We start from the raw sequence: 25362 nt of genomic DNA, 5'->3' as shown, positions 1-25362 counted from the left end.
CCAAACGACGAGGGCGGCTTGTATTGCAGAGAGGGGATCATGCAATGAGTAAGCTATGGGGCGGACGGTTTACGAAGCAAACGAACAAGCTGGTAGAGGAATATACGGCTTCTATCGGGTTTGATCAGGCGTTGGCGGAAGAAGATATTCAAGGCAGTTTGGCTCATGTGGCCATGCTGGGGAAATGTGGAATTATTCCGCAGGAGGATGCAGACACGATCAAGGAAGGACTGCACACGGTCCTAGAGCGTATCCGCCGTGGGGAAATTGAATTTTCTGTTTCGGATGAGGATATTCACATGAATATCGAAAAAAATCTAATCGAGGCCATTGGTCCGGTCGGGGGTAAGCTGCACACTGGGCGTAGTCGTAACGATCAGGTAGCAACGGATATGCACTTGTATTTGCGCGGACGTGTGGTATCGCTGGTGGGTATGCTGCATGATGTACAAGCTGCATTAATCGGGCAGGCAAAGGATAATCTGGACACGATTGTACCTGGATACACACACTTGCAGCGTGCGCAGCCTATTTTATTTGCACATCATCTGCTGGCGTATGTGTCTATGCTGGAGCGTGATATTGACCGACTCAAAGACAGCTACAAGCGGATTAACGTGTTGCCGCTCGGTGCTGGCGCTTTGGCCGGGACCACTTTTCCGATCGACCGTCATTTTGTAGCCGAGCAACTGGGATTTGATGGCGTATATGAAAATAGCCTCGATGCCGTCAGCGACCGGGATTTTATCGTAGAGTTCCTGGCTGGCGCCTCGCTGATTATGACGCATTTGTCTCGTCTGAGCGAAGAATTGGTGCTATGGAGCAGCACGGAGTTTGGTTTTATCGAGCTGGATGATGCTTTTTGCACAGGCAGCAGCATTATGCCGCAGAAAAAAAACCCGGACGTGCCCGAGCTGGTACGTGGTAAAACCGGACGTGTCTATGGAAACCTCATGGGCTTGTTGACTGTACTGAAATCCTTGCCGTTGGCATACAACAAGGACATGCAGGAGGACAAGGAAGGGATGTTCGATACCGTTGCCACGCTGGAAGGAGCCTTGCAACTGTTCGCACCGATGATCGCCACGATGAAGGTGAACAAGGATCGCATGCGTCAAGCGGTCAACCAGGATTTCTCCAATGCAACTGATATTGCGGACTTTTTGGTCGGCAAAGGGCTTCCGTTCCGTCAGGCGCATGAGGTCATTGGCAAAACCGTGCTGTATTGCATCCAGCATGGAAAATATTTGCTTGATCTGACACTGGACGAATTTCAGCAGTTTTCGGATCTGTTCGACGATCGTATTTATGAGGTGCTTCAACCAGAAGCGGTAGTTAATGCACGGAATGTATATGGCGGAACCGCTACTGGGCAGGTACAGGCAGCCATTGGGCGCAGTGAACAGCTCCTGGCGAATACATCAACATGGTTTGAAGGGCACAAGCCGAAAAATTAATCAGTAAAGAAAGATATTATTGTCTTGCACAGTAGCGGGATGCTGTGTAAAATCAGATTTTAAGGAATTAGCAATCTAGGTTTCAAAGGCACCGTTCGCGGTGTCTTTTGTGCTTTTTGAGGTATTTGTTTTATTCATGATCCCAATGATCATGAAATGCATAGATTTCCTGGAAGGTATTTTTCATAGCATTTAATTTATAGTTCTAAATACCTACTAATACGCTAGTGTGAAAGTTTCTAGAATTTACATTTTTGTATACTACGCCTACGATGATTATGGTAGAATAGCACTAAGTTTTTCATTGAATTACCAATTCGATAGGACAAGAACTATATTCAATAAATAAATGTCAAGTTACTAGAGGCACTTTTGATTAGGCCAATTTCATAAATGTGTAAATGAAGGGCTTGAATGAGAACATAGGTATGTCCTGGTTTCGGGAGAACGGCAAGTAAAAGCTCTAAAGTAGCGATGTAGCTGAAGGCAGAGTCGGGATGATCTAGGGAGGTATTATGAGAACTAAAAGGACGGCGCGTCAGTTAAAGAGCGCTTGGTTCGGTTATCGCGCTTCTGAAGCCGATCAACTGATATCTTCATTGCATGAGGAACGGATGCAAGCGGAGGAGTTACTGCGTGAGGAGCGGGAACTTTTCCATGCGGCGCTGGAACGGAAAAAGCAGCGGGATGCGGAGTTAAAGCAGCTGCTTGCGGATGCGCTTGCGGAAGAGCGGCGCTGGATTGAAAGGGCGGGAATTCATGGGTGACAAGCTTAGGTGGCAGGTTGGAGGAGTTTCAATTCGCCAAACCAAGAGAAGAATAAAAGAAGAGCGTCAGCGAATCGAACAACTGCAACAACAGCTAGAGGCTCAGCGGTTAGAGCAGGCCCCGGTGCTGTACAAGCTTGATTTTCATATTGAAGAGTTGGAACGGCGACTTCAGGATACAGAACTTCGTATCCAGGCGATACAGAACGCCAATGATACAGCAGCAGCTGTGGAACAATTGCTGGATGAAGGGATACAGGATGGACAGGTGCAGGAGGCTCAAGTCCAATATGCCTCTGGGCAGGAACAGACAGCAGCAGGAGCTGCTATGGGCGCTGCTTCCAGTATCCCTGGTACGGAAGGCGAAGAGGCCGCAACAGGAACGCAGAGCGGACGAAACGGCAAGGCCCGTCTGGGGGATCAACTGGTGGAGAACGGGATGATCACCCGCGATCAGCTGACAGATGCCATCCGTAACCAGAAGCGTTACGGTGGCAGGTTGGGCGATATTCTTGTAGAGATGGGCTTCATTACAGCCGAGCAGCTCCAAGAGCAGGTTGACGGCGACGAGTCCAAGGAGCGTCTAGGCGATATGCTGGTTCGTTCCGGCTATATATTACCGGAACAACTGGAGCGCGCACTGGAGTTCCAGGCGAAGAGCGGCGGGCTGCTCGGCGACATCTTGCTGTCATTGCAAATGCTGGAACCTGCGGATTTGTACCGCGCGATTGCTACACAGAACCGAATCGGGCGCATTGGTGAGGAGCTGGCGCTGGATGCGGCGTACAAACTACCCGAGCAAGTGGCAATGGCTTATGGCGTGGTCGTCATCCATCAGTATATGAACCGATATATTGTGGCGGTTAGCGATCCGTTGCCAGAAGAGCGACGCTTGAAGCTGGAGGAAATCCTGGGTATGCCGGTAGAGCAGGTGCTTGCTACGAAGGAAGAGATGGAGCAGCTCTGGGGTAAAATCTACGGTGAAGAAATGATGCAGGAGAGCACGACTGGGCTATTGGAAAAAGAACCGCACAATTCGGCGCGGACGACTTTTACAAAGGGACAACTTTGGGTGTTCGCAGCTATGGGTATGATTACACTGCTCGGTCTCTTGTGGAACAGTTGGAAAACGGTGTTGATCATCAATATGATGATTCAGCTGTTTTATTTTGCGATGACGCTATTTAAATTTGGCATTATTTATCTCGGTTCCCGGCGTGGGGCGCAGCTTCGTTTTACGAAGGAAGAGGTTGACGCCATGGATGAAAAGAAACTGCCGATCTATACCATTCTTGTACCTATGTATAAGGAGGCGGGCGTGCTTCCGATGTTGTTGCGGAATTTGGAGCAGCTGGATTATCCAAAGTCCAAGCTGGATGTGCGGCTGCTGATTGAAGAGGATGACATTGAGACGATCGAGCTACTTCGTGAAATGAAGCTGCCGGCCTATTACACGACACTGGTCGTTCCAGACGGTTTGCCGAAAACCAAGCCGAAGGCATGTAATTATGGACTTATTCGGGCACGTGGCGAGTTTGTCGTGATTTACGATGCTGAGGATCGTCCCGACGCTGATCAGCTTAAAAAGGTCATTGCAGCGTTCGATTCACTCCCTGAGCATTATGCATGTATTCAAGCGAAGCTCAACTACTTTAATAGTACACAAAATTTGCTGACCCGCTGGTTCACTCAAGAATACAGTATGTGGTTCGAGTTACTGCTACCGGGTATTATGCAGTTAGATACCCCAATTCCTTTAGGCGGCACATCCAATCATTTTCGGGTATCTGTATTGAAAGATATTAATGCGTGGGACCCCTACAATGTAACCGAGGATGCCGATCTGGGCATACGTCTGTATAAAGGCGGCTACAAAACTGCTATTGTCGATTCCCGCACATGGGAGGAAGCTAACAGCCGCGTGGGCAACTGGATTCGTCAGCGGTCACGCTGGATCAAGGGGTATATGCAGACATGGCTGGTTCATATGCGCAATCCGGTTAAGCTGGTGCGCGAAGTGGGCTGGAAGGGCTTTTTCGGCTTTCAGGTGATGATTTTGGCAACTCCGATGTTGCCGTTGCTGAATCCGATTTTTTGGGGCTTGCTTATTTTATGGTTTGGCTGGGAATTATCCTTTATTCCCAAGCTGTTCCCGGGGTATGTGTATTACCTGGCCAGCGCGGAATTTTATATCGGTAACTTTCTGTTCGTATTCAGTAACGTGGCCGGAATGTATTGGGTCATCGGGGAACTGGAAGAGCGCGGTGAACGAACATTTTCATACGCGATGGTCAAATATGGGCTACTCTCGCCGTTATATTGGGTACTTATGAGTATAGCTGCGGTGAAAGCCGCTTGGCAGCTCATTACCAAGCCGTTCTATTGGGAGAAGACGACACATGGTCTGACCGATATGCACGACTTGGATGATACCCCGGCACAGTCCTCCTGAATATGAAGAAAGAAGGAGCAAGAATGGAGACAAAAACACCTTTTTTATCCGTCGTCATTCCCATGTATAATGAAAGCTCGCATCTCGAGCGTTCACTTAAGGTAATTGATGGGGTATTGTCTGTTGTCACCTCACGCTATGAGCTCATCATAGTAGATGATGGTTCCAAAGACGATACGTGGCTCAAGCTGTCCGAATTGTCCCGTCGTATGCCCTCTTTGCTCGCGCTCCGACTGAGTCGGAACTTCGGTAAGGAACTGGCGTTGTGTGCAGGTTTGGAAAATGCCTCTGGCGATGCAATCATTGTCATGGACGGTGATTTGCAGCATCCTCCTGAAATGATTGGTGAAATGGTACGTTTATGGCAAAATGAAGGTTATGATTTGGTCGAATGTGTGAAAGAATTTCGGGGAGAAGAGTCGGTGGGCAAAAAGCTCGGAGCTTCTTTGTTCTACGCGACCTTGAACCGCTTGACGGGCTTTAATCTCAAGGATGCCTCCGATTATAAGCTACTGGATCGACGAGTGGTGGATGCCTGGATGGCGATGCCAGAACGGATGCCGTTTTTCCGTGGGATGACGGCCTGGCTAGGTTTCCGCAAAACCCAGATTTCATTCCGGGTGGCTCCACGCGAAGAGGGGCCAAGCCGCTGGAGTCCGTTAGGGCTGACTCGACTGGCAGCAGAAGCGATCGTTTCGTTTTCGACAGTACCGTTGCGGGTAGTAAGTCTGATGGGCCTCATTTTTATGCTGATTTCAGTCGTATTGGGGATTCAGACCTTAATGCGCAAATTAACGGGTGATGCTGTGACCGGTTTTACCACTGTCATTTTGCTGCTCTTGATTATTGGCAGTGTACTCATGCTGTCAATTGGTGTGGTAGGAGAATATATTGCCGCCATATATCACGAAGTCAAAGCTAGGCCTCGCTATCTGATAGCAGATAAACGGGCGAATGCTGACCGATTGTGGGTGGACAGGGAGTTTAATCAACATGATCAGACGTTCATATCTAAAGTATCCAATCATTAAATACGGTATTGTGGGGCTGCTGGGTACAGGTATCCATGTTGGTGTGCTTGTGTTGCTGGTGGAGTTGTTTACGGTACCAGCAGTAACGGCTACTACAATCGGATTCGTGGTTACATTGCTCGTTTCGTATGTGCTGAACCGAAACTGGACGTTCGAGCCTACCGGCGAGGGAAGCCGCACCCAGTTTCTTAAATATTTATTGGTCTGTACCTGTGGCTTGCTCTTAAATGCCGCTCTGATGTACGTGACCATTCACTGGATCGGTTGGTCGTATCTGATCGGTGAAGTACTAACTACCATCATCGTGCCTGTTCATAATTATATCTGGAACCGTTACTGGATCTTCTCCGTTCCGCAACAGCGTCAGAAAGAGGTTTCATGATTTTAAGAAAACACGGAAAATTGCTATCATTGTTTGCTTGTATTACTGCTCTTGAACTGGCCGTGGGTGTGTATTTTGCATGGTATCTTGGTTATATGCATACCGATGCGCTCAGTCGAGTGGCTAACGCATTTTATGTGCTATACAGTCGTGACCCACACTTGGGTGCTATCGGGTTTGTATGGAATCCGCTGCCCAGTTTGATGGAACTGATTGTGCTGTTGTTTTATCCTTTATTTCCAGTACTCGCTTCCCACGGGCTGGCGGCAGTGATTGTGAGTAGCCTATTTGCAGGGGCGAGCGCGGCATTATTGTATGCGACGGGCAAACAGTTGGGGCTTCACGGTGCAACCAGTTTGCTGATTGCGCTATTATTTTCACTGAATCCATTTATGTTTCTGTTTGGCTTCAACGGCTTGAGTGACTCGCCATATATCTTTTTCATCCTGTTGACAGTGAGTCGATTTTGTATGTGGTTGAAGGATCGCAAGGCGGCGAATTTGATCGTATCCGGTTTTGCGCTTGCACTGGCATTTTGGGTTCGCTATGAAGCAGTTCCGCTGGGTATTGCGATGGCTTTGGGTGTATTGCTGACGATCTTTTTTCTGCACCGGTGGCGTACAAACAGAGAGAGGGTTAGAACGGAATTGTCTTTAAAAGAGCGCCTGTACAAGGTGGAGGCGACATGGCTTCTATTATTGTTGCCACTTGTCTTTTCCGGTCTGCTGTGGCTCTTTTTTAACTGGATTATCATGAGCGATCCGCTTTACTTCTTACGCTCGCAATATTCCAATTCCACACAATCAGCGGTTTTGTTGGAAGATCAACGCTTTGTGGCCATGTTTGCCCACCCTGTGCTGATGCTAAAGTTTATCGGGCAACGAACCTTATGGTATGCTGCTCCGTTGATTGCGATTTTGCTCATACGACTATTGGACAAACGTCTGTTGAGTTGGAGCACGTTAACGCTACTGGCCATTTTTTTATCGGTGCCAGGACTTCAGCTTTTGCTGATGCTCAAGCAGTCTTCTTTTGGATGGTTCCGATATTTTATGTATGTATTCCCGATTACAGTTGCCTGGTTGCCGTATGAGCTAAGTTTATTGAAGGGGAAAATGAGGGGGATCGGAATCTCACTGGTAACAGCAGGAATGTTGGTAACAGCAGGCTTGTTATCCTACGCACTGACGAACCCCGCGATTGCAGCAGATGAACACAGCTATTTAACGCATAGTGGTAATGAAAGCTACGAACGTCAAATTATTGAGCGGAAAATAGCGCCGTGGCTGGATGAGCATTATGGTTCATCCCTCATTTTGACAGATTCCTATGCGGCCTATCCGATTATTTTGAGTAGTAAAATTCCAAAGAAATTTATGATTACGAGTGATTTTGACTTTGGGGAATCTTTAATGGATCTGCCTGCTTCCAAGGTGGATTATGTCTTGGTCACGCGCTTGGTGGATGGGGTACCGCTGGATCAGGTGAACCGGAACTATCCTGATTTGTTCGAAAAGGGAGCGCCGTGGGCCTCGTTGGTACATGACTTTGACGGTCAGTGGCGACTGTACAAAATAGAGCATGAAGAATCGAAATAATTATTATATTTTAGTGCATCGTAGCGGAGGGAAGCATACAGCTGTAGGGTGTGATTAGGCTACAACTGTATCACCGCAAGAAGTTTGAGGGGGAACGAGAGGAATGTCCTTTCGCAAATGGTCTGCAAGCAGATGGATGGCTATAGGTCTGTTTGTATTTATACTTGCATTGGAACTGTCTGCGGGCATCTATTTCAGCTATGTTCTGGGATATATGCACACAGACGCGCTCAGTCGCGTAGCTAATGCATTTTATGTGCTGTACAGCCGTGACCCGCATCTGGGCGCAATCGGATTTATCTGGAATCCACTACCCAGTCTTCTGGAAATGGTGATTCTACTGCTGTATCCAATCTTTCCGGCATTAGCCACCTATGGATTGGCTGCTGTCATTCTTAGTGCTACCTTTGCCGCTTTGACCGCTATGTTGCTGTATCGGGCGGGGGTCAGAACAGGGCTTAGCTCAGGGATGAGCATCATGCTGGCACTGTTGTATGCACTGAATCCGTTTATTTTACTGTTTGGTGCCAATGGGCTGAGCGATTCGCTATACATATACTTCATTATGATGACGGTGATTGAGTTTGCATTGTGGCTAAAGGATCGCATGACGGCAAGTCTGATTGTTTCTGGATTAGCGCTTGCCATGGCGTTCTGGACTCGCTATGAAGCGGTTCCTCTGGGCGTGGCAATGGCGGGTGGAGTGGTATTGGCGATCATGTTTCTACATCGAAACATGGGCAGACGTGAACTGGCCTTGCGAGAAAAACTGCACAAGGTAGAGGCAACTTGGTTACTGCTTCTGCTCCCCGTGGTCTTTTCCGGGCTGTTGTGGATTTTCTTTAACTATCTCATTATGGGGAATGCTTTTTATTTCCTGAATTCGGAGTATTCGAACACGGCCCAATCGGCAGAGCTGCTGAATGATGATAAGTTTGTAGAGATTTTCTCCAATCCGCTGGTGGCCTTGAAATTTATTGCTTCCAAAACACTCTGGTATTCGGTACCGTTGTTTGCTATTCTGTTCATTCGTCTGTTGAGTGGACGCTTGTTCCGATGGGGAACATTGATTATTTTGCTGCTGTTCCTGTCAGTGCCAGGGTTGCAATTTTTACTCATGATGAAGCAATCTTCGTACGGATGGTTTCGTTATTTTATGTACGTGTTCCCAATTACCGTAGCCTGGTTGCCCTATGAGCTGAGCCAGCTTCAGGGACGATGGCGGAGGGCAGCCTTTGGCCTGGTGTCCGTCAGTCTGCTGCTTACCGCTGGATTACTTTCCTATGCATTGACTCGCCCGGATATTGCACCGGATGAGAACAGCTTTCTCACACGAACGGGGAATGTGAACTATGTGAGACAGGAGTCAGATCGTAAGATTGCCGTCTGGTTGGATAAGCATCTGCCGAAGTCTACCATTATGACCGATTCGGCTTCAGCCTACACCATGATTGTCTACAGCCAATATCCAAAACGCTTCCTGATTACCAGTGATTATTTGTTCAATAAGGCATTAAGTTATCCGCAGGATAGCCATGTGGATTATATCCTTGTACCTAAGATCATGTCAGGCATGCCACTGAGTAAAATCAATATGGTATATCCGAATTTATATGAAAAAGGCGCTCCTTGGGTCCAGCTTGAACGTGAGTTTAACGGTGAGTGGCGCTTGTACAAGGTGCTACCCAAGTCACTAACTAAAGGATCTCCATCGACGGAGACCACAACAAATCCCTAATGTGCATAAAAATCCCCGAGCCTATCCCTTCGCCATGGTGCGATGAGGGGAGCTGCGGGGATTTTTTTAACCTGTTTAGTGCTCTTTGAGCGGTAGCCACGCCAGTACATCCTGAATTTTCGCGTCCCAGTATCCCCATTCATGAGCTCCAGGACCTTCTTCGTAGGTCAGCGGAACTCCGATAGTATTACATGTTTCACGAAAAGCCTGATTTCCCTTATATAGGAAATCCTCCGTGCCGCAGCATTGGTAGAGCCGGGGAAGTGAGGTCCCCAAAGCAGCATGACGTTGTAACAGTTCCAGCAAATCGTGATCCGTTCCACGTATTTCATCTGGACCAAAAATGTTAAGCCATTCCGCTGGACTCATCGCATTTTGCATAGGATCGGTGCGTGATGCGTGTAAATCCATGACTCCCGAAAGGCTGGCAGCGGCTGCAAAACGCTCTGGATGCTGGAGTGCCAGTTTGAAAGCACCATATCCACCCATAGAAAGTCCGGCTACAAAATTATCTTCACGCTTGTCGGACAGAGGAAAGAATGAACGTGCCAAAGCCGGCAATTCTTCACTGATAAAGGTCCAATAAGCCGCGCCTTGCTCCATATTCGTATAGAAACTCCGATGTACCTGGGGCATGACGACAGCTAGGCCCAATGAGGCGACATAGCGTTCAATGGAGGTTCGGCGTAACCAGGTTGAATCATCGTCCGATAGGCCATGCAGCAAATACAGCGTCGGATGTGACCCGGTTCCTTGCTTGCCTTCCAGTCCAATTTGCGAACGGGTTGCCTGAGGAAGAATAACATTCATGGATGTGCTCAGACCAAGAACTTCAGAATAAAACTGACATTGAATAAGAGCCATAAGAAGACCTCTTTTCTTAGGGTTTTGTGACCTCATTGCAGTGTTCCAGCATATGACCGAATATTCATTCAGTATACCTTAGCCTGTCTAAATATACATATCCAAGTGAATAACTAGGCATTAAGTCCCGTTTCTTATTTATCCTACATAAGGAGGGGGTATGGTTATATGGGACGATTTTTTTAATTTGGGGGTTATTTGGGTTTGATTTCTGGTAAAGTGTTTAAAAAAGAATGATGAATCCAATCAGAGGAGGAATTTATAGCATGGGAAAAAAGTTAAGAAACACAGTTACAGGTGTATTGAGTACAGGTCTTATTCTTAGCGCATTCAGCGCAGCGGCAGCTGCTCCTCAAACTACAAGTGGACATTGGGCAGGAGATCAGGTGCAACGCTGGTCAGCCACAGGACAATTGGACGGCGCGGTGAAACCAGATGCGGCAATCACACGTGCAGAATTTATTGTTCTTCTGAATCGCAGCTTGGGTACGTTCACGCAGGATACTCCAGCAGTGACTGACGTAACGTATGCGGACAGTGTAAAAGTAAACGGTAATGGAAGCAGAACGTTCACAGATGTACCAGCCTCTCACTGGGCATACAACGAGCTTACAAGTGCCGTGAATGCAGGTTACATAAGCGGCTATGCAGATAACAAGCTCAAACCAAATGGTAAGGTAACACGTCAAGAGGCTGCGGCTATCGTAGGCAAAGCTATTGGACTCACTGCCGGTAACGCAGCAGATGTTACTAAATTCATTGACTCCGATAAAATTGGAGCTTGGGCGAAGAAAAGTGTAGCGGCAGCTGCGGAGCAAAAAATCATCAACGGTTATCCGGATGGTAAATTCCAGCCACTGAAGTCGCTGACTCGTGCAGAGGCGATTGCTATTCTGGACGCTGCTTCCGGTTACAACCTGAGCCCTGTTGATAATCTGACGACGACTCCTGGTGGAACGGTGACGGATTCCACATACGGCAATGTGACAGATTCCACTTATGGTAACACGTCGACTACTTCTGGCAGTGAAACAGAAGATAGCAGCACAAGTACCAGCACAGATAGCACGACTACGGACAACTCTACAACCATAGATACCAACACAGATACTGACACAACTACGGATACGACTACAGATAGCACTACAGACACAGCTGCTGACGCGGTTGCAACTACGAAAGCACTGAAAGTCAACGATGTGTATGACGGAGAAGGTACAATTACGGGGACAGCTAAAGCAGGTTCCACAGTAACCGCCTATTCCAATGAACTGCCTATCGGTAGTGCAGTAGCCAAAGATGATGGCACATTTAGTATCAGTGTGCTTGCTCAAAAAGCAACGGTTAGGCTGGTAATCAAAGCTGAAGATGCAGACGGTAACGAAAGTGAGCCTGTAGAAATTTCTGTTTTGGGTAAACGCAGCGAGTAATTTATAGCTAAAATCCCCCTTTCACTCTGTCTGGAACAAGTCCAGTCGACAGTGGAAGGGGGATTTTTCGTTTATTCGCTTATACCGTCCTCGACAATAGACTTCTCGGGTTCACGTGTTTGTGGCTCAGACGATGTGCCACCGCCATAACTAGCTATAATGCGTTGCTGCGCTCGATACGTATCGCGGCTGATTCGGGTGCGATCTACGGTTTTTCCGTCCACCTTTTTTACCCGGAATGTTTCTACCACATACCCTTCTTTGCCCTGCCGAAGTACTTGATAGAAGCCGGGGGAAAGGGAGTCATTACGGAGTCTCTTCTCCGGTATGGGAAGTATGCGAACCGTATGGGATTCCAGTTCATACGAAACATTGGACGGAAATGTACCAAAAAATTTAACAGTAAGCGTTCGGTTTTGGACAGCCGCACGAAGTATTAAATGCTTGCCTGTATTGTTTCTAAAACGAAAATTAATGGACCCTGTAGCAAAAGTCGCATCCTGACCTTTGGGCAGGTAGCTGACCGGCAAGGAATGGTTGCGGCGCTCAACAATGTCCAAACCGACTCGCAGTGCTGCATTATACACCGTGCTGGATACCTGACAAATCCCGCCACCTATGCCGGACTCCAACTGACCGTTCACGATCACTGGAGCTTCACGAAAGCCATGAGTGCGCTCAGCCTTGGCAATCAATTGACCGTAGTCGAATATGTCACCTGGCTTGAGAATTAAACCATCAACGGTGCTTGCCGCTGAATTGACGTTATACACGCGTCCTTCCGAGCTGCTGCCGAGACTGGTGGAGAACTGGACGATTTTGCGCTCAATCCCTTCATTACGCAGGCTGTCCACCGAAATTTTCGGCTCCAGCTGAAGGAACGGTAATTCCACTCGTATCGGCTCCTCCGAAGCGGTAAAATCCTTGGGCAGGGCCTTATCCAGTGCGGCGTCCAGTTTAGGCCAATCCAGACGTCGCGCAGAGCGCCCAGGAATATAACGAACCTGATCATTCCCGTCAATCTGACGCACAGCATTGATAGGCATGCCATATCGTTGCTCCTCCCAATCGGCTCCGAATTGGGCTTTCAATATCTCCTTCTGTCGGAAAGATGCGATAGACCATTCCTTTTCGAAGCTAAAACGTGTCTGCACACGAGTCCATAGATGCTCCGAGCTGAGCGCCTTCACGGCATTCCGAAATGCCTCCGCTTTATAATGAATTCCTGCTTCCCCGAGTGTAAGTTTTATATCCTGTGCACTGCTGTCACTGTCCGTCAGAAGCAGTGAGCGTTGCTTTAATGCATCCAGCTTTTTATCCACCAGCCGGAGAGCGGCTGTGTAATCCATGCTTCCTACGTTGACTCCTCCGACCCTCACTCCCTCCGGCAGCGTTTGTCTGTCGGCGTACAGATGAAGTCCCCCCCACAACATGGCCAGCGCCAGAACACCAGCCCATATCCAAATGACAGATAAATGAATTTTTTTCATAATGCAGATGTCTCCTGTCTGATAAGCTTGATAGCGTACTCGTGTGCCATATTATTCATATATATGTGCCAAAAGCAGAAAACTTTCGGTACTATTTAGGTAACAAATTTGTTACAATGATAAACGGTATGATGAAATAGAGAAGTTTTTAAAGGAAATGCATGGAATATGTCGAATGGATATTAGGTTATGCGTAATATGATTAAGCAGCGGGAAGTGATCGAGTGATTGAAATGCAGGATGTGTGGAAGACCTATACTAACGGAACCCACGCACTTCAAGGAGTATCGGTCAGAATTGACCGTAATGAATTTGTATACGTAGTCGGCCCGTCTGGAGCGGGGAAATCGACTTTTATGAAGCTTATTTATAGAGAAGAAGTACCTACCAAGGGGCAAATTTCAGTCAATGGTTTTAATATCGGGAAGCTCAAGCAGCGTAAAATTCCCTACGTTCGTCGTAACATCGGAGTCATTTTTCAGGATTTCCGCCTTTTGCCGCGTTTGACGGCTTATGAGAATGTGGCTTTTGCTATGGAAGTTATTGAAGCTCCCAAGAAGCTGATTCGCAAACGGGTACCAGAAGTGCTTGAACTGGTTGGCTTGAAAACAAAAATGAATCGTGAGCCTGCCCAGCTTTCCGGTGGGGAGCAACAGCGTGTAGCGATTGCACGGGCCATCGTAAACAATCCTTCCGTGATCATTGCCGATGAACCTACGGGAAATCTGGACCCCGAGACATCGTGGGAGATCATGCAGTTGCTGGACGAAATTAATTTTAGGGGTACGACCATTGTGATGGCGACCCACAATAAGGACATCGTGAATTCCATGCGTAAACGCGTAATTGCTATTGAGAATGGCAACATCGTAAGGGATCAGGTAAGAGGGGAGTACGGATATGACTTTTAATACCTTCTTACGTCATCTGCGGGAAGGTTTCAAAAACATATTCCGCAATGGCTGGATGTCCGTGGCATCCGTCACTTCGATTATTGTGTCATTACTTATATTGGGCGTATTTATCATGCTGGTGCTCAACGTCAATTCCCTGGCTGATCAGGCAGATAGTCAGGTAGAGGTTAACGTATTTCTGGAGCTAAATGTAGAGCAGAACATGCGCGAAACACTGCAAAAGGAAATCGCAGCGATGCCGGAAATCAGTAAAACGACCTTTGTGACTAAAGCTCAGGGTTTGGAGGAGCTGCGCAAAGATTTGGGAGACAGCGGCAAGGAGCTGCTGGAGGGTTTTGACAAGGACAGCAATCCACTCCCGGACAAAATTGTGGTAGAGGTTATTGAACCAACAACGGTTCCATTTGTGGCTGAAAAGATTGAGAAGCTGAATACGTTGCATCCAGAGAAACCGATTTTAAAGGTTCGTTATGGAAAAGGCACCGTAGAGACGCTCTTTACGATTACGAAGCTCATACGTAATGTAGGCTTTATATTCGTCGCCGGACTGGCGCTCATGTCCATGTTCCTTATCTCGAATACGATTCGCGTGACCATATTGGCACGACGCAGAGAGATTGGCATTATGAAGCTGGTCGGTGCGACCAACTTTTTTATACGCTGGCCGTTTTTTATCGAAGGCGCGCTTATTGGTCTTATTGGTTCCCTTATTACTGTAGGTATTTTATTTACTGGCTATCAGCGTTTGCTGACCGCCGTTCAGGGCGATATAGCTCTGAATATGTTGAAGCTTATGCCACTTGAAGGCATTTGGATTCAGTTGAGTGCATTGCTGATTATTTTGGGTATGCTGGTCGGAATTGTTGGCAGTACCCTGTCCATGCGCAAGTTCTTAAAAGTATAAAGAAGCGTTGGCTGGACGTCGTGGTCGGTATCAATTAGAACGGGGAAGCCCGGTGTTATTTTGCGATAAAGGATGGGGAGTGCAAGTTGAAAAAAACAGGATCTGTGTTGGCCGCTACCTTGGTAGCCGCATTGCTAATCCAGCCTTCTGACGGATATGCCAAAAGCATGAGTGAAATCAATTCGCAGCTGAACCAATTGGAAAAGCAGGCCCAATCTGCCAAGCAACAACAGGAAAAGGCTGCTCAAGATAAACAGTATGCTCAACATTACAAAAATAAAACCGTGCAAAACCTGAAAATTGTGCTTGCTCAGATTAACAGCGTCAGTGATCAGCTGACTCGTGTTGCGGTTCAGATTGATCAAACGGAAGATAATCTACGTGCGACTAAAAAAGATTTAGCTGAGGCCATTGATCGTATCCAGTCACGGGAAAAAATGCTGGAAACTCGTGTGCGTTTGATGTATACGGATGGAACCGTCTCATATATGGACGTGCTTATGTCTTCGTCCAGTTTTAGTGACTTTCTCAGCCGGGTAGATTCCTTGAAAACGATCGTGGAGCAGGATCAAATCCTGTTGGACGAGCATAAAAAGGACAAGGCATTGGTCGTAAGCAAGAAGAAACAGCTGGACACGGAATATAAAAATGCCAAGAAGCTCTATGCGCTCAAGCAGGACGCCAAAGCAGAACTGAATTCGAAGGAAAAAGAGAAACAAAGACTGATTTCCAATTACGATCATGATATTGCTGAGTCAGATGAAATCAGCGAAGAGCAAAATGACATGCTGGTAGCACTCGCTAACAAACGTGTGGGTCTGGTGCAGGAGAAGAACAAGCTTAGAGCGGAGCAGGCTGCCAAAGCAGCACGCGCTAGAGCGGCTGCACGTGCGGCTGAAGCCAAACGATATGCATCTTCATCCTCAGGTGCCGCCTCGAATTCCAGCCATGCGGCAGCCAGTACGTATACAGGCGGAACGGGCACATTGGCTTCGCCTGTATCCCATTACCGACTTTCATCTACTTTTGGCATGCGGGTACATCCGATTACCGGCAAGCTTAAAGGCCACACAGGTGTTGATATGGCGGCTCCTCAGGGAACCGATATTCATGCAGCCGAAGATGGTGTTGTCATTGTTGCCGAATGGTGGAGTGGCTATGGAAATACGGTTGTGATTGACCATGGAGACGGGCTATGGACCCTATACGGACACATTCGCAATGGCGGTACGGTGGTTCATACCGGGCAGACTGTGAAACGTGGTCAAAAAATTGCAGAAGTTGGTTCGACGGGCAATTCCACAGGACCTCACTGTCATTTTGAGGTGCGCGAAAATAACAAACCTGTAAATCCGATGAACTATTTATAGTAGATAAGGTAAGCCCTATTTATAGCCATTACGGTTGTAGATAGGGCTTTGCTGTAATGGTTAATATCCGATGAAGAACATGTGCATTGAGACACGGAGTAGGATACAATTAACATATTCCGTACAAGCTAGACGTATACTTCGTGGATGGATATGCGTTGTAAGGCAATAGGATACAAGATAATGAGAAGGCGGTGGACGATTAGATGTTGAAAAAAAGTACAGCGATACTCTTGATGGTGATCGGGCTGCTTGGCGGCAGTCTGCTCACTTTTGCCTATACTGGAACGACTACAGTAGGGAACAGCGCTCTGGGCGAAGGACTGCTGGCGAGTGTGACAGGTAGCAGTTCTACCTCCAGAAGTGATATCCGCAAAATTGAGACGGCGATGGACCTGATTCAGGGACAATATTATCAGGATGTGGATCGTACCAAGCTGGTGGATGGCGCCATCAATGGTATGATGGAGTCGCTCGGCGACCCGTATTCCTCTTATATGGGTAAAGAAACTGCCCAACAATTCGAGCAATCCATTGAAGGTTCTTTTACTGGGATCGGAGCCGAAGTAGCTGCCGAAAACGGGAAAGTAGTTGTAGTCACGCCAATTAAAGGCTCCCCGGCTGAAAAGGCAGGATTACGCTCTAAGGATATTATTTTGTCTGTTAATGGTGAAACACTGGACGGATTGGATCTAAACAAGGCCGTTTCCAAAATCCGTGGACCTAAAGGCAGTCAGGCAAAAGTCAAAATTCAGCGCAGTGGCTCTCCTGATCCGCTCGAATACACGATTACCCGTGACAACATTGATATGGAAACTGTAACGGCTCATATGGAAAGCGACGGTGTAGGCGTCATCACGATCACCCAGTTCTCCTTGAATACAGCAGAACGTTTCAAGGAAGAGTTAGCGAAGCTCGAAAAACAAGGGCTTAAAGGGCTCGTCATTGACGTGCGTAATAACCCGGGCGGCGTGCTTTCCGTGGTCATTGATATTGCACAGCAATTTGTACCTTCTGGCAAAACGATTGTACAAGTGGAAGACAAGAATCAGAAGCGTGAAGAAGAGAAATCCAAAGGATCACGTAAGAACTATCCAGTGACTTTGCTAATGAATAAAGGCAGCGCAAGTGCGTCCGAAATTCTGGCAGGTGCTCTCCAGCAATCAGCAGGTGCTGTGTTGATCGGGGAAAATTCCTTTGGTAAAGGTACTGTACAAACCAGCTATGACAAGCAAATGGGTGACGGTAGCCTGCTCAAAATCACGATTGCCAAATGGTTAACGCCAAATGGAACGTGGATTCATAAAAAAGGGATTAAGCCGAATATTGCGGTGGAACAGCCTGAATACTTCACAGCAGCACCGTTGAACAAGGAAAAGTCCTTGAAATACAATATGAATAGCAGTGATGTGAAAAATGCACAAATCATTCTGCAAGGCTTGGGTTACAAACCAGGTCGCGAGGATGGCTATTTTGACAAAGTAACGGAAAGCTCTGTTATTGCTTTCCAAAAACAAGCGAAGCTGACGGCTAGCGGCATCATTGATGCGAAGACAGCAGCAGCGATGGAAGCCAAGCTGATTGAGAAAATTCGTGATCCGAAAAATGATAATCAACTCAAGCAAGGGATTGAAGAGATTCGGAAGGAAATGAAGACAAGCGCAGCGAAATAATAGTGAGGCTACAACAAGGGGGCTGGAAACAGCCTCCTTTTATATTGGGATTTATTTGCAGTCTGTCGGTTTGTCTTCCCTACGTTGGCAATTTCATATAGAATAAATGGATATGAAATGTACGTGATCCGCTATACAGCGGGCCAGGGGCATAAGGAGTGTGAATGGACTTGGAATGGGCATTACAATGGGGATGGAGCGTCTTGAATGCTTGCTTGTACCTGCTTTTGCAGCCGTTTTATTATATCTCAATACTCATTGTAGCACTTGGTTATCGTCGGCAAATGCTGCTGGAGCGCAAGCTATTTCATACCAAAATGCATAGCTGGACTGCAGAGACCTGGCGTGTCGTATGGAGTGGTTTGCTTGCTGGAATGGCGCTATCTGCTCTGGGAATGTTCGTCAGTGTGCATCTGAACTCGGCTTCCATCGTGTGCCTGTGGGTAGCGACATTACTGCTCATGCTGGTACGCGTCCGTTACCTGTGTCTCGCTTATTCGGTAGGTCTGCTAGGTGTGGTTCAGTTTTTCTTAAACGTGGCCAGTGGCTGGCAACCTGGAGGAGCGCTTGGAACATCAGTCGCAGCCATCCGCGGATTGGATATTCCAGCACTGTTGGTGTTGGTCGCCGTGCTGCATGTGGCTGAGGCGCTGTTGGTTCGCTGGCAAGGGGGGAAGGCGGCCACTCCGCTGTTTGTCGAGGGCAAACGGGGAAGATTGGTTGGCGGTTATCGTATGGAAGACCTCTGGCCCATTCCGTTGTTGTTGTTGGTACCGACTCAGGGAGGATTCACGCTTCCCTGGACACCTTTGTTCGGCGGCGATGCCGGAACCGGGTATATGCTGGCAGCCTTGCCAGTCCTGATGGGCTTCAGCAGCGTGACGCTAGGCCAGCTACCACGACAGAAGGCGGTACTTACTTCGAACCGTTTGCTCCTGTATAGTGTGGCTTTACTTCTGCTGAGCTTGCTGGCTGCATGGTGGAGTCCGCTGATATTGCTCGCAGCATTATTCTCCTTTCTGGCTCATGAGGCGCTGATCTGGTATGGTAATATAGAGGAAAGTCGTCTTAGCCCGATGTTTGTCCATCCGGAGCAAGGGATGCGTGTTCTCGCTGTGCTGCCAGACAGTCCAGCGACAGCCATGGGTATACTGCCGGGCGAGGCCATTTACCGCGTGAATGGGGTTGTTGTGAATACCCGTGCCGAGTTACACCAGGCCTTGCGAATCAACTCTGCTTTTTGTAAGCTGGAGGTACGCAATCTGCGAGGCGAGAGCAAGTTTGTGCAGCGAGGCATGTACGATGGCGATCATCACCAGCTAGGGGTCGTGCTTGCACCGGATGCAGACGCGAGCTGGGCCGTATCCATACAGCCAGCCTCCATCTATCGGATTGTTGCCATGCACATAGGCGCACGACGACGTAAAGCTGGACAGGCATCGCAGGCAGAGGGTGCACATTTGGATACCATGGACAAATAGATGTTACAACAAGAGGGTAGTCATTATTTGATTAGAGTCGAATAAGGCTACGCTCTTTTTATATGCCGACAGTAGCCTGCTTGAAATCAATATTCTGATCGGTATACAATGAATATGTAATAAGAAGCGTTGATGAACCGAATGCCTATCATGTGTGACAAGCAGGGAGAGGAAAAGATGAACGCGATCCACTTTATTCGAGAGTACATCAGGCATCCACGCAGCGTAGGCGCTGTTATACCCAGCTCAAGGCAGTTGGCCAAACAAATTGCCACACCGATTTACTTTGACAAAGCATCGTGCATTATTGAATATGGTGCAGGGACCGGTGTGTTTACGCAAGAGCTTATTTTGAACAAGCGTCCAGAAACGCTACTTTTAGTGATTGAAGCTAATGAATCGTTTTACAAAACGCTACAAAGCAAGTACGGACACTTGGAGAGGGTACACATTATTCATGGATCGGCTGAGCATGTAGCGCAGTATATACGACAGTATGAGGTCCCAAAAGTGGATTATGTCGTGTCAGGGCTGCCTTTCACCAGCTTGCCCGCTGCATTATCCAGCCTCATTTTGGGACAAACGGCTGAGGTTTTGGGCCAGGAAGGCAAATTTATTACGTTCCAGTACAGCAAGGTCAAACACAATTTTTTCCGCACCTTTTTTGCTGACATTCAGATTAAAAAGGTAAACTGCAATGTCCCGCCTGCTTATGTGTTCACTTGCAGCTTGTAACCTTGCAGCTATGTAGAGGATTAGAATAAATACGATTGTGAATATACGGATGATTATGAGAAGACTTGGTCAGCGTCATTGAGATGCTGAAACAGTCTTTTTTTGTTGTGCACTTTTATGGATATATAAGAAGGGGATATGTTAAAAAGCAAAATTCATTTAAGGAATCATATTTTAAAATGGGGCTTAACCTATATATTACATAAGATGGAACCCGCTAGATTTTTGTAAGATTCATGATAAATCTGAACTTTTGTTAAAGGAGATTTATATATGGTAAAACCGCTGATATTCATGCGTTGGTGTGAGTACTATGAGTTAAGTGACCGTGAGACGGATTTTGTATCTTTTTTTATGATGAATTTCTCGGCTGCCCGTTCAGGCAATCAACCGAAGCTTAGGGAGCAGTTTGTTGAAATTCAGAAAAAAACCTTTCCTGAATACCCGTTTGATATTACCCCGGAAGAACTGGATTACTCCAAATTTGAAGGCTTGATGAAGCAAGTGTTGAAAATTCATTTTGACACGGCCGAGCTGCTATACTCCTTTTATCTCCAAAAACTGTGCGCACCTTTAGCAGAATACATTTTATCCACTGGAGAATCAGAGCCTGCACGCATCTATTATAAGCTTATTCAAAAGGATAAAGTGCGCTAGGGAAGACGAGTGTGGATGAGCAAGAGCTATTGGGATACCTCAAGCTATATGGTTATTTAAGAAATTAATACTAGCTAATTAAAACAATAGTTAAAAATGTCAATATACCTTTGTGTTAAGGTAATATTATAAATCCAGTTTCAAAGAAAGAGGGTGTTGTTTTCGGCTGGAACTTTCAAGCATGGATATGACGCTGCAACGGAACGATAAGCTCGTTTGGGGACAGGGAAGGGGCCTTAAAGCCTCAAGGAGGGGCATTCGTATGGGTGCCGCTCTTTTTAAATTGAAGGGAGGAAGCGGCATGAAGGCGAAAAATAGTAGTAGTATTTGGTCCAAACGTTCCAAATGGCTGCCTGTCGTCATGGCATGCACGATTATAGTAGGGGGTGCTCTACCGACTCCAACTGTAGTTCACGGTCAAACGGCAAAGACTGTTACCATTAAAGTCGATACATCCAAGGATCGTAAGCCTATTAGCCCTTATATTTACGGTACGAATCAGGAGTTGGCAGGCGATGAGAATCTGACTGCCAGACGACTTGGTGGCAATCGAATGACCGGATACAACTGGGAAAACAATATGTCCAATGCAGGAAGCGACTGGATGCAGTCCAGCGATAGCTATTTATGCGACAACGCCGGATTGACAAAAGCCGAATGTGAAAAGCCAGGTGCGGTAGCAACCTCGTTTCACGATCAATCGCTGAAGCAGGGCACATATTCTTTAGTCACACTGCCGATGGCCGGTTATGTGGCCAAGGATGGAAACGGAAGTGTGCAGGAAAGCGAAAAGGCTCCTTCCGCTCGGTGGAATGAGGTCGTAAACGCTAAAAATGCGCCGTTTCAATTGCAGCCTGATCTGAAAGACAATCAGGTTTATGCGGATGAATTCGTCAACTTTTTAGTGAAAAAGTACGGCGTTGCTTCAACAAAAACGGGCGTGAAGGGATACTCGCTCGACAATGAACCCGCTCTCTGGTCGCATACGCATCCGCGTATTCATGGTGAAAAGGTTGGAGCCAAAGAGTTGGTGGACCGGTCGGTAAGTTTATCCAAAGCTGTTAAAGCGGTTGACGCGGGTGCGGAAATTTTTGGGCCCGTTCTTTACGGTTTTGGCGCCTATAAAGATCTTCAAACTGCACCTGATTGGAACTCTGTAAAAGGCAACTACAGCTGGTTCGTGGACTATTACCTGGATCAAATGCGTCTCAGCTCGCAAGCCGAAGGCAAGAGATTGCTGGATGTCTTTGATGTACACTGGTATCCTGAAGCGATGGGCGGGGGCATACGAATTACAAATGAGGTAGGCAACGACGAAACGAAGAAAGCCAGAATGCAAGCGCCTCGTACTTTGTGGGACCCGACCTACAAGGAAGATAGCTGGATTGCTCAATGGAACAGTGAATTCTTGCCTATACTGCCTCGATTAAAGCAGTCGGTGGATAAGTATTACCCAGGAACCAAGCTGGCTTTGACTGAGTATAGCTATGGTGGCGAAAATGATATTTCCGGCGGTATCGCTATGACTGATGTGCTGGGCATCTTGGGCAAAAACGACGTCTATATGGCAAACTACTGGAAGTTAAAGGATGGTGCCAACAACTACGTTAGTGCCGCTTACAAACTTTACCGCAATTATGACGGAAAAAGCTCTACTTTCGGTGATATCAGCGTTCATGCACAAACGTCGGATATTGTTAATAGCTCGGTGCATGCTTCCGTAATGGATGCATCCTACAAAGAACTGCACCTCGTTGTCATGAATAAAAGCATGGACAGTGCATTCGACGCCCAATTTGATCTTTCCGGCGAGACGACTTACGGTTCCGCTAAAGTATGGGGCTTCGACAAAAATAACTCGCAAATTAAGGAAGCAGCGCCAATCACGCAAATTTCAGGCAACCGCTTTACCTATACAGTACCGCCTTTGACGGCTTATCACATCGTGTTGACTGCTGGCAATGATACGCCTGTAGAAAATCCTGAAAGCTTTGCGCTGAGGGCTGAGGCTGGCGATGGGAAAGTCGATTTATCCTGGGACGCTTCCAGCGGAGTTGTAGGTTACAGCGTACAGCGGGCAACGTATGAAAACGGTCCTTTTGCTGCTGTAGCATCCAACTTGGTCGAAACGTCTTATACGGATACGAACGTAACGAACGGCACTTCTTATTATTATAAAATAACCGCAAAAACAAAGACGGGAACGAGCGAATCCAATGTTTTGAAAGCGGTTCCGCGAACGCCTGTAGACGAACAGGATCGCTATGAAGCCGAAGATGGCACGCTGAAGGGAACCATTGTGGAATCCAGCGGGACCGGCTTCTCCGGTACTGGTTATGTAACTAATTTCCACAATGCAGGGGATTCCCTGACGATGACGATCCAGGCAGAGGCGGCAGGCTTGTACAATCTTACAATCGGCTACCGTTCGCCTCATGATGACAAACGCACCAACTTCTCTTTAAACGGCAAAGCGTCTGGCGAGCTGGTACTTTGGAAATCGGCTGATTTTAAAGAAACCTCCGGTGGTAAGGTTCTGTTGAATGCAGGGGCGAATACGATCGGTTTTGAAACAGGCTGGGGCTGGTATGATATCGACTACGTCAAGCTGGAGCCAGCTGCTGACCGTCCACCACATGCAGTAACCAAAACGCTCACCAATCCGAATGCGACGGTAGAAGCAAGAGCATTGATGAACTATCTGGTTGATCAATACGGGAAGAATATGCTTTCCGGTCAAGAGGATATGCCCGAAATTGATTGGCTTCAAGCGAATGTAGGTAAAAAGCCGGCTATTGCGGCACTTGACCTGATTGACTATTCCCCAAGCAGAGCGGAACACGGTCTTAGTTCCACAGAGACGGAAAAGGCGATTGAATGGGATAAGCAAGGGGGCATCGTTACCTTTGCATGGCACTGGAACGCGCCGAAAGGTCTGATCGATACGCAGGGAAAAGAATGGTGGAGAGGCTTCTATGCCGATTCGACTACATTCGATATAGAATATGCGATGAATCATCCAGAGTCCGAAGATTATAAATTGCTTATTCGCGACATCGATGTGATTGCAGGGCAATTGAAGAAGTTGCAGGATGCGAAAGTTCCTGTCCTGTTCCGTCCTTTGCACGAAGCGGAAGGCAAATGGTTCTGGTGGGGCGCTAAAGGTCCTGAGCCTGTTAAAAAATTGTATATTTTGATGCACGACCGTTTGACTAATGTGCACAAATTGAACAATCTGATCTGGGTCTGGAACTCTGTTGCTCCCGACTGGTATCCGGGAGATGAGTATGTGGATATTTTGAGCTTCGACTCTTATCCGCAAGCAGGCGACTACAGCCCGCAAATTGCAAAATATGAAGACCTTGTTACATTGGGCAAGGACAAAAAGCTAGTTGCCATGAGCGAAAACGGACCTATCCCGGACCCTGATCTGATGAAGGCGTATCAAGCCCATTGGAGCTGGTTCGCTACATGGTATGGAGATTTCTTGAGAGACGGCAAACAAAACAGTCTTGAGCATCTGAAAAAAGTGTATAATCATCCGAACGTCATTACGCTTGACAAGCTCCCGACTAACTTAAAAACGTATGGCATTACCGAGCAACCATCAGTACCAGGCAGCTTCACGCTGAACGCAGCGGGCGAAACGGCGAAAGTAAAGCTGAACTGGACAGCATCAGCGAATGCAGCAAGCTATGAAGTGAAGCGTTCGACAGCTGAAAACGGCGCTTTCGCCACAGTGGCGAGCGATGTATACGGAAGCAGCTACACCGACATAGCCGTAACGGCAGACACGATGTACTATTACCAAGTCGTAGCGAAGAACGATGCAGGTCAAACGGTTTCGAACACGGCTAGCGCAGCACCGAAAGCGGATACTCAGCAGCCGACAACGGGATTTGTGCTCCAGTATCGCGTAGCGGATACAAATGTGAACGACAATAACTTGAAGCCGCATTTCCAAATTTTAAATAAAGGTACAACCTCCGTACCGATCAACGAGTTGAAACTTCGCTACTACTACACGATCGACGGTGACCGTGACCAGACATTTAACTGCGACTATGCGGTGCTGAGCTGCTCGAAGCTGAATGGTAAACTGGTTAAAATGGATAAAGCCGTAACTGGCGCTGATTATTATTTGGAAGTCAGCTTCCAATCGGGTGCAGGCGTGTTAGCACCTGGAGAAAGCACGGGCGAAATCCAAACTCGAATTCATAAAACAGACTGGTCGAACTATAACGAAAGTGACGATTACTCGTATAAAGGCACGCAAACTTCATATGCCGATCATACGAAGGCTACGTTGTATCATAATGGTGTACTTGTTTGGGGAACCGAACCGACAGCTAATTAAGACAGGCGTCCATCGTTGAAATGAGCAGGGGATTTAGTATCCCACCTGCTCATTTTTTTGTA

At 47.4% G+C, this 25362-nt stretch carries 18 protein-coding genes; 16 read left to right on the top strand and 2 right to left on the bottom strand.

Translation table 11 applies throughout. From position 1 onward, the window contains the following. Window positions 1–44 precede the first annotated feature (44 nt). The 7 genes from argH (at window position 45) to MKY24_RS24165 (ending at window position 9425) form a co-directional block, all read left to right on the top strand. Window positions 45–1457 carry an argininosuccinate lyase gene (gene argH, locus MKY24_RS24195; RefSeq protein WP_028542127.1) on the top strand — a complete coding sequence of 471 codons (1413 nt, stop codon included), beginning with the start codon at window positions 45–47 and terminating at the stop codon, window positions 1455–1457. Window positions 1458–1972: 515 nt separating this feature from the next. Then, complete coding sequence (locus tag MKY24_RS24190; RefSeq protein WP_028542126.1) at window positions 1973–2224, top strand: hypothetical protein; 252 nt, start codon at window positions 1973–1975, stop codon at window positions 2222–2224. Beyond that, window positions 2217–4676 (top strand): glycosyltransferase family 2 protein, encoded by a 2460-nt coding sequence (locus MKY24_RS24185; protein WP_279835377.1) that lies wholly within the window; start codon window positions 2217–2219, stop codon window positions 4674–4676. The genes MKY24_RS24190 and MKY24_RS24185 overlap by 8 nt, the downstream gene beginning before the upstream one ends. 23 nt (window positions 4677–4699) lie before the next feature. Further along, window positions 4700–5707 (top strand): glycosyltransferase family 2 protein, encoded by a 1008-nt coding sequence (locus MKY24_RS24180; RefSeq protein ID WP_023990627.1) that lies wholly within the window; start codon window positions 4700–4702, stop codon window positions 5705–5707. Beyond that, window positions 5670–6089: a GtrA family protein gene (locus tag MKY24_RS24175; protein WP_023990626.1), complete on the top strand. Its 420-nt coding sequence runs from the start codon at window positions 5670–5672 to the stop codon at window positions 6087–6089. The genes MKY24_RS24180 and MKY24_RS24175 overlap by 38 nt, the downstream gene beginning before the upstream one ends. Beyond that, window positions 6086–7687, top strand: a complete 1602-nt coding sequence (locus tag MKY24_RS24170) for a glycosyltransferase family 39 protein (RefSeq protein ID WP_339201019.1) — start codon at window positions 6086–6088, stop codon at window positions 7685–7687. Before MKY24_RS24175 ends, MKY24_RS24170 begins: the two co-directional genes overlap by 4 nt. Window positions 7688–7790: 103 nt before the next feature. Next, complete coding sequence (locus MKY24_RS24165; protein WP_069080798.1) at window positions 7791–9425, top strand: glycosyltransferase family 39 protein; 1635 nt, start codon at window positions 7791–7793, stop codon at window positions 9423–9425. Between the two features lie 75 nt (window positions 9426–9500). On the opposite strand, the gene MKY24_RS24160 is transcribed toward MKY24_RS24165, so the two are convergent. Further along, window positions 9501–10289: an alpha/beta hydrolase family protein gene (locus MKY24_RS24160; protein WP_069080799.1), complete on the bottom strand. Its 789-nt coding sequence runs from the start codon at window positions 10287–10289 to the stop codon at window positions 9501–9503. 266 nt (window positions 10290–10555) lie between these two features. Between MKY24_RS24160 and MKY24_RS24155 the strand changes: the two genes are divergently transcribed. Further along, window positions 10556–11719, top strand: coding sequence for an S-layer homology domain-containing protein (locus MKY24_RS24155; protein WP_028542121.1), 1164 nt, complete (start codon window positions 10556–10558; stop codon window positions 11717–11719). A gap of 71 nt (window positions 11720–11790) precedes the next feature. On the opposite strand, the gene MKY24_RS24150 is transcribed toward MKY24_RS24155, so the two are convergent. Next, entirely contained in the window at window positions 11791–13209 is a 1419-nt protein-coding gene (locus MKY24_RS24150) for a VanW family protein (RefSeq protein ID WP_069080800.1), read from the bottom strand. A gap of 224 nt (window positions 13210–13433) precedes the next feature. On the opposite strand from MKY24_RS24150, the gene ftsE reads away from it, so the two are divergent. The 8 genes from ftsE to MKY24_RS24110 all read left to right on the top strand — a co-directional run bounded on the left by ftsE (window position 13434) and on the right by MKY24_RS24110 (window position 25300). Further along, a complete protein-coding gene (gene ftsE / locus MKY24_RS24145) occupies window positions 13434–14120 on the top strand; it encodes a cell division ATP-binding protein FtsE (protein ID WP_023990620.1) in 687 nt (228 codons plus the stop codon). Further along, window positions 14110–15027 (top strand): permease-like cell division protein FtsX, encoded by a 918-nt coding sequence (gene ftsX / locus MKY24_RS24140; protein WP_339201018.1) that lies wholly within the window; start codon window positions 14110–14112, stop codon window positions 15025–15027. Before ftsE ends, ftsX begins: the two co-directional genes overlap by 11 nt. A gap of 86 nt (window positions 15028–15113) precedes the next feature. After that, complete coding sequence (locus tag MKY24_RS24135) at window positions 15114–16397, top strand: M23 family metallopeptidase (protein ID WP_023990619.1); 1284 nt, start codon at window positions 15114–15116, stop codon at window positions 16395–16397. A 206-nt stretch (window positions 16398–16603) separates the two neighbouring features. Beyond that, window positions 16604–18070, top strand: coding sequence for a S41 family peptidase (locus MKY24_RS24130; protein WP_023990618.1), 1467 nt, complete (start codon window positions 16604–16606; stop codon window positions 18068–18070). 164 nt (window positions 18071–18234) lie between these two features. After that, window positions 18235–19551 carry a PDZ domain-containing protein gene (locus MKY24_RS24125; protein ID WP_023990617.1) on the top strand — a complete coding sequence of 439 codons (1317 nt, stop codon included), beginning with the start codon at window positions 18235–18237 and terminating at the stop codon, window positions 19549–19551. 177 nt (window positions 19552–19728) lie between these two features. Beyond that, the gene (locus MKY24_RS24120; protein WP_023990616.1) at window positions 19729–20286 is read left to right on the top strand and encodes an rRNA adenine N-6-methyltransferase family protein; all 558 of its coding nucleotides are present in this window, start codon (window positions 19729–19731) and stop codon (window positions 20284–20286) included. A gap of 273 nt (window positions 20287–20559) precedes the next feature. After that, a complete protein-coding gene (locus tag MKY24_RS24115) occupies window positions 20560–20943 on the top strand; it encodes a hypothetical protein (protein WP_023990615.1) in 384 nt (127 codons plus the stop codon). A gap of 301 nt (window positions 20944–21244) precedes the next feature. Continuing rightward, on the top strand, window positions 21245–25300 hold the full coding sequence (locus tag MKY24_RS24110; RefSeq protein WP_339201017.1) for a glycosyl hydrolase: 4056 nt from the start codon (window positions 21245–21247) through the stop codon (window positions 25298–25300). The last annotated feature ends 62 nt before the right edge of the window (window positions 25301–25362 follow it).

Source organism: Paenibacillus sp. FSL P2-0322 (assembly GCF_037975315.1).
GTDB classification, from domain to species: domain Bacteria; phylum Bacillota; class Bacilli; order Paenibacillales; family Paenibacillaceae; genus Paenibacillus; species Paenibacillus polymyxa_B.
The sequence above is the reverse complement of the archived record's forward strand: the minus strand, read 5'-3'. Positions and strand labels throughout refer to the sequence as shown.

What these genes read in the sequence shown, in the direction of transcription:
- MKY24_RS24120 (WP_023990616.1), top strand. Translation starts at nt 19,729, where the DNA reads ATGAACGCGATCCACTTTATTCGAGAGTACATCAGGCATCCACGCAGC.
- MKY24_RS24190 (WP_028542126.1), top strand. Translation starts at nt 1,973, where the DNA reads ATGAGAACTAAAAGGACGGCGCGTCAGTTAAAGAGCGCTTGGTTCGGT.
- MKY24_RS24175 (WP_023990626.1), top strand. Translation starts at nt 5,670, where the DNA reads ATGATCAGACGTTCATATCTAAAGTATCCAATCATTAAATACGGTATT.
- MKY24_RS24150 (WP_069080800.1), bottom strand. Translation starts at nt 13,209, where the DNA reads ATGAAAAAAATTCATTTATCTGTCATTTGGATATGGGCTGGTGTTCTG.
- MKY24_RS24125 (WP_023990617.1), top strand. Translation starts at nt 18,235, where the DNA reads ATGGACTTGGAATGGGCATTACAATGGGGATGGAGCGTCTTGAATGCT.
- MKY24_RS24185 (WP_279835377.1), top strand. Translation starts at nt 2,217, where the DNA reads ATGGGTGACAAGCTTAGGTGGCAGGTTGGAGGAGTTTCAATTCGCCAA.
- MKY24_RS24155 (WP_028542121.1), top strand. Translation starts at nt 10,556, where the DNA reads ATGGGAAAAAAGTTAAGAAACACAGTTACAGGTGTATTGAGTACAGGT.
- MKY24_RS24170 (WP_339201019.1), top strand. Translation starts at nt 6,086, where the DNA reads ATGATTTTAAGAAAACACGGAAAATTGCTATCATTGTTTGCTTGTATT.
- MKY24_RS24180 (WP_023990627.1), top strand. Translation starts at nt 4,700, where the DNA reads ATGGAGACAAAAACACCTTTTTTATCCGTCGTCATTCCCATGTATAAT.
- MKY24_RS24130 (WP_023990618.1), top strand. Translation starts at nt 16,604, where the DNA reads ATGTTGAAAAAAAGTACAGCGATACTCTTGATGGTGATCGGGCTGCTT.
- argH (WP_028542127.1), top strand. Translation starts at nt 45, where the DNA reads ATGAGTAAGCTATGGGGCGGACGGTTTACGAAGCAAACGAACAAGCTG.
- MKY24_RS24165 (WP_069080798.1), top strand. Translation starts at nt 7,791, where the DNA reads ATGTCCTTTCGCAAATGGTCTGCAAGCAGATGGATGGCTATAGGTCTG.
- MKY24_RS24160 (WP_069080799.1), bottom strand. Translation starts at nt 10,289, where the DNA reads ATGGCTCTTATTCAATGTCAGTTTTATTCTGAAGTTCTTGGTCTGAGC.
- MKY24_RS24110 (WP_339201017.1), top strand. Translation starts at nt 21,245, where the DNA reads ATGAAGGCGAAAAATAGTAGTAGTATTTGGTCCAAACGTTCCAAATGG.
- ftsX (WP_339201018.1), top strand. Translation starts at nt 14,110, where the DNA reads ATGACTTTTAATACCTTCTTACGTCATCTGCGGGAAGGTTTCAAAAAC.
- MKY24_RS24115 (WP_023990615.1), top strand. Translation starts at nt 20,560, where the DNA reads ATGGTAAAACCGCTGATATTCATGCGTTGGTGTGAGTACTATGAGTTA.